At 68.1% G+C, this 3,585-nt stretch carries 3 protein-coding genes; all 3 read right to left on the reverse strand.

What is annotated here, in order from left to right; translation table 11 throughout:
• Nucleotides 1-12 precede the first annotated feature (12 nt).
• Genes L995_RS08860 through L995_RS08870 form a run of 3 tightly spaced genes read right to left on the reverse strand, consistent with a single transcriptional unit; the run spans nucleotide 13 to nucleotide 3,429 of the window.
• Nucleotides 13-1,347: a sigma-70 family RNA polymerase sigma factor gene (locus L995_RS08860; RefSeq protein WP_047471071.1), complete on the reverse strand. Its 1,335-nt coding sequence runs from the start codon at nucleotides 1,345-1,347 to the stop codon at nucleotides 13-15.
• Nucleotides 1,348-1,391: 44 nt separating this feature from the next.
• The gene (locus L995_RS08865) at nucleotides 1,392-2,750 is read right to left on the reverse strand and encodes a sensor histidine kinase (protein WP_082001522.1); all 1,359 of its coding nucleotides are present in this window, start codon (nucleotides 2,748-2,750) and stop codon (nucleotides 1,392-1,394) included.
• Nucleotides 2,731-3,429: a response regulator transcription factor gene (locus L995_RS08870; RefSeq protein ID WP_043790363.1), complete on the reverse strand. Its 699-nt coding sequence runs from the start codon at nucleotides 3,427-3,429 to the stop codon at nucleotides 2,731-2,733. Before L995_RS08870 ends, L995_RS08865 begins: the two co-directional genes overlap by 20 nt.
• Between the last annotated feature and the right edge of the window lie 156 nt (nucleotides 3,430-3,585).

Consider the following 3,585-nt stretch of genomic DNA (forward strand, 5'->3'; position numbering starts at 1 on the left):
CTGAAAAAAACCTCACGGCTCCGCGCGCCCGCCGCGCCGCGCAATCCGCAGGCCGCCGTCGTCCAGCACGCTGACCTGAACCGGCGCGAACTGCGGCAGCCCGCGCAGCCAGCGCTCGGCCTGGGCAATGCGCACGTGGCCGCTGATGGCCAGTTGCGCTGCGCCCTCCTCCACCACCAGGCGGCGCCGCGTGTAGCGGCCCAGCCGGTGCACGACGCGGCCCAGCGGTTCCTGCTCGAAGACCAGTTCGCCCTCGCGCCAGGCCGCGGGCCGTTGCTGGAGCTGCGGCTGCCAGGCAGCGCCATCGGCATTTCCTTCGCCGCCGTCCAGGGGAATGCGCAGCGACTGGCTGTCCTGCAGCAACTGGCTGCGTCCGGTGGCCGCATGCTCCACCCGCACCTGGCCCGACTCCACCTGCACGCGCACCGCATCGGGCTCCAGTTCCACGCCAAAGCGCGTGCCCAGCACGGTCACGCGCAAGGGGCCGGCCTCCACCACAAAGGGCCGTGCCGCATCGCGCGCCACGGCAAAGAAGGCGGCGCCTTCCTGCAGCCGTGCCTGTCGCAGGTCGGCACGGTAGGTCAGCGCCACGCGGCTGGCGGCGTCCACGCGCAGCACGCTGCCATCGGGCAGCTCCAGGCTGCGCTGCACGCCCGTGGCGCTGGCCAGTTCACCTTGCCACAGCACGCGGCGGCTCCACATCTGCCAGGCGGGCCAGGCCGCGCAGGCCATGCCGGCCACGCCCAGCAGCGCGCCCAGGGCACGCCGCCGCCGCTTTCTGGAAGAGGCCTGCAAGCCCGCCTCCACCCCGCCGCGCCAGCGCAGCAAGGCGGCTTCCAGGCAGGCATCGGCCTGCATCAGGTCACGCTCCACGGTGTTCAGGGAGACCTGCAGGCGCCGGGCGATGTCGGCCTGCCGCTCGCCATGCAGGCGGTGGGCCAGCAAGGCGGCCTGCATGCGCTCGGGCAGGTCTGCAATCGTGCGCTCCACCACGGCCAGTGCCTGCCGGTACATGGCTCGGTCGGCCACATCGCCTTCGGCCTCGGGCTGCAATTGCGCCCAGTCGTCCATGCAGCGCTGCTGCGCACCGCGCTGGCGCAGCCTGTCTATCGCCAGATGCTTGGCCGTGGCAAACAGGTAGGCCCGCGCGGCTTCGAGCGTGGGCGAGCTGCCATCGGGCAGCTGCGGCGGCGCATCGGCCAGGCGCAGCCAGGTTTCCTGGGCCAGTTCCTGCGCCTCATCACGGCTGCCGGTCTTGCCGGCCAGATAGGACACCAGTTGCTGCTGGCAGGCACAGAAAAGCTGGTGCCAGCGCGCAGCGGTCCAGGAAGCGGAAGGGGTGGGCATGGCCGGGGGGAGGTGATGAATCGACAACGAGAATGACTATCATTCTAATTTTGTTTGCCAATGGCCCCTGGCGCAACAGCCCCATGCGATGCACTCCTGAAGCACAGTTCCAGCTCGCAATGGGGACTGCCCAGAAAGCGGATGTCCCCGCCTGCATTGCGCAATATCTTGCGGGTGATGGCCAGTCCCAGGCCGGCGCCCCTGCTGCCAGGCCGCGCCTTGCTGAAGCGGGTGAACATGGCTTCCTGCCGGTCGGACGGAACGCCAGGCCCCTGGTCGGCCACCGTCAGGCGGATCACGTCACCTTCAACCGCCGTCATGGCCACCAAGACATCTCCCTGGCCATGGTGAAAGGCGTTCTCGAGCACATTGGAGATGGCGGTGTGAAGCAGGCTTGCGTTGCCCTGGCAGTGCACGCCATCGATGAGGTCCACCTGCATGCTGCGCGAGCCGGCCTCGAACAACGGCAGCATTGCGGCGATGGCCTCCCTCACCAGCCGCGTGAGATGCGTGGACGCTGCTGCGGGAGCAGCCTCGCCTGCGCCCAGGTCCTGCTCCTGGCGCGCCAGCAGCAACAGCTGCTCGGCCACGCGGCGCAGGTAGCGCACGTCGCCGTCCACGGCCTGCCAATCGGGGCTGGGGTCCGTGCGCGCCTTCTGCAGGCGCAGGTCCAGCACGGTCAGGGGCGTGCGCAGTTCATGCGCCGCGTCGGCGACCAGGCGCTTTTCGTTGGCCAGCGACTGCGCCAGATTCTCCAGTGCGCGGTTGACGGCTTCGGCCAGCGGCAGCAGTTCGCGCGGCAGCCGGGCGGTCGGAATGGGCTGGACCTGACCTGGCTTCATGCCCTGCACAAAACGTGCGGCCTGCTGCACGGGCCTGAGCGTCCAGCGCATCATCCAGTAGATGAGCAGCAGTGCCAGCAGGCCTACAGGCACCAGCATCACCAGGCTTTGCAGCAGCTTGGCGTGCAGCAGATCGCCAATGGCTTGGCGCTCCAGCACATCGCGCTTGGCCACCATCAGGGTGGCTCCATCGGCCAGTGGTGCGGCCACGTTGACAACCTGGCCACTGTAGATGGGCAGCCTCAACAGCGGCGCCCGCGCACCGTCGGGCGGTAGGCGCAGGCGGCGCGGGGATTGGAGGTTGTCGGAGAACCAGAGCACCCGCCCCTCGGGCGAATACAGCGTGTACGACAACTCGCCGCCCGCATGGCTTTTGGGCAGTCGGGCCGGATCGCTTTGCATGGTGAAGCCTTCAGCGATCTCCCGCGCCTGGATCACCATCGCCACGCGGCGCAGCTGGTCGCGCGTGTCGTACAGCGACAGCGACAGTGCGCCGGCGCCAGCCGCAAAGGCCAGCGCCAGCCCCAACAGCACGCGCAGCTCAAGACTGGTGCTCTTCATGCGCGGCAGCGGGCAAGACCATGCGATAGCCCACGCCACGCACGGTATCTATCAGCACATTGGCGCCGCCGTCGCGCAGCTTGCGGCGCAGGCGCGAGATCAGCGCCTCCACGGCATTCAGGGTCACGCTCTCGCGCGAGGCGTACAGGTGCTCTTCCATGCGTTCCTTGACCACGATGCGGGGCCACACGCGCAGCATCTCCTCCAGCAGCATGGCCTCGCGCCGGAGCAGATCGATGTGCCTGCCATCCACGGTCGCATGGCGGGAATCGGTTTCAAAGGCCAGATTGCCCAGGCTCAGCCGAGGCTCCCGGCCGCCCTGGGCACGGCGCAGCACGGCGCGTACGCGCGCTTGCAGCTCGGAGATGTCAAAGGGCTTGAGCACATAGTCGTCGGCGCCGCAATTGAGCCCGGCCAGACGGCTTTCCAGCGCGTCGCGTGCCGTGAGGATGATGCAGGGGGTTCTGCGGCGGCGGTCATCACAGCGGGCCAGCACCTGCATGCCATCCATATCAGGCAGCCCCAGGTCCAGGATCAGGGCCTCATAGTCGGTGACGGCAAGCGCGTCCAGCGCCTGCCGTCCGGTGGCGGCCACATCCACCGCGAATCCCATGCGCTCCAGATGGGCCTGCAACAGCGCTCGCAAATCTTGGTGGTCTTCAACAACGAGCAGCTTCATCGGTCAGACGTTGATCAGGAATGTTAGATACAAATACGAATCAGACGTATTTTAAATTTGAAAGCTGCAAGGCCAGCGCCATGACACCGCAAGATCCAGAACCTGCGCCCCCCGCAAGCCCTGAGCCGGCTTAGCCAGCCGCCTGCAGCGCAGCCC

It is taken from the genome of Delftia sp. ZNC0008 (genome assembly GCF_000799035.1).
Classification (GTDB): Bacteria; Pseudomonadota; Gammaproteobacteria; order Burkholderiales; family Burkholderiaceae_C; genus Comamonas; species Comamonas tsuruhatensis.

Excerpts from the sequence above, each read along its gene's own strand:
- L995_RS08860 (WP_047471071.1), bottom strand. The coding sequence starts at position 1,347 with ATGCCCACCCCTTCCGCTTCCTGGACCGCTGCGCGCTGGCACCAGCTT.
- L995_RS08865 (WP_082001522.1), bottom strand. The coding sequence starts at position 2,750 with ATGAAGAGCACCAGTCTTGAGCTGCGCGTGCTGTTGGGGCTGGCGCTG.
- L995_RS08870 (WP_043790363.1), bottom strand. The coding sequence starts at position 3,429 with ATGAAGCTGCTCGTTGTTGAAGACCACCAAGATTTGCGAGCGCTGTTG.